Source organism: Streptomyces viridosporus, from assembly GCF_002078235.1.
Classification (GTDB): Bacteria; Actinomycetota; Actinomycetes; order Streptomycetales; family Streptomycetaceae; genus Streptomyces; species Streptomyces viridosporus.
In genome coordinates, this window is the sequence record NZ_MSGP01000716.1 from 1 (window position 1) to 1,030 (window position 1,030).

The following is a 1,030-nucleotide window of genomic DNA, read 5'->3' on the forward strand; positions in this document are numbered from 1 at the left end:
AGCCCCCACTGCCCCCCGAGGCCGACGCCCTGCTGCGCCGCCCCAACCCCTGCGTCATGGCCACGGTCCGCTCCGACGGCGCGCCCGTCTCCACCCCCACCTGGTACCTGTGGGAGGACGGCCGCGTGCTGATCAGCCTCGACGAGGGCCGGGTACGTCTGAAGCACCTGCGCCGCGACCCGCGCGTCACCCTCACCGTCCTGGCCGGGGACGACTGGTACACCCACGTCACCCTGATCGGCCGCGTCGTCGACCTGCACGACGACGACGGTCTGACCGACATCGACCGCCTCTCCCGGCACTACACCGGCGACGCCTACCCGGAACGGAAGCGGGCCCGGGTCAGCGCCTGGATCGAGGTCGACCGCTGGCACGGCTGGGGCGCCCTGAAGGACAGCGAGCAGGCGGCCACCTGACCACCGCCGGCCCGGCAGGGGCTCCGGAAGCGGCCGCCGGTCCGCCCGCGTACTCCCCGGGAGGTACGCGCACCGCCGCCGGCCGCACGACGACGGCGGGTCCCCTCCGGAGCGACCCTCGAAGCGACGCGCGAGGACGGCGCCGTACACGCACGGCGCCGTACACGGGCAACACGGCGCCGCACCCGAGGAGTCGAACGGCCCCACAGACCCTGGCGCACTCCGGAGGCGGCGGGCCCGACGGGCCGGGAACGGTGCGACCGCCCGGTCAGCCGGCGACGACGGACCGGGCGGGAGCGGGTTCGGTCCGGTGGTCCTCGGCGGGCTCGACGAGCGCCACCTCCGTGAACCGGTGGTCGGGACGCTCGCCGACCGCGAGCCGCGGATACCGGTCCCAGACCGTCGGGACGGTCGCGGAGGGCGTCGGCAGGGTGAACCACACGACCTTGCCGGAGTCGCCCTCCGGCAACGCGCCCCAGCTCTCGCTCATCGCGGCCACCATGGCCAGCCCCCGCCCGCAGGTGGCGAGCAGGCCGGCGTCCTCCACGACCGGCAGACGCGGGTCGTGGTCGCGCACCGAGACCTTGAGCCGGTCGAGCAGCAGCTCCATCTCG

At 75.3% G+C, this 1,030-nt stretch carries 2 protein-coding genes; one reads left to right on the forward strand and one right to left on the reverse strand.

Going from position 1 to position 1,030, the window contains the following annotated elements:
- Positions 1 to 416, forward strand: a 416-nt coding sequence (locus B7L92_RS36380) for a PPOX class F420-dependent oxidoreductase (RefSeq protein ID WP_107501719.1), incomplete at its 5' end; no start/stop codon positions are given.
- Between the two features lie 268 nt (positions 417 to 684).
- Here the strand turns inward: B7L92_RS36380 and B7L92_RS36385 are convergent.
- A partial coding sequence (locus B7L92_RS36385; protein WP_081241441.1) for an ATP-binding protein occupies positions 685 to 1,030 on the reverse strand: 346 nt, incomplete at its 5' end.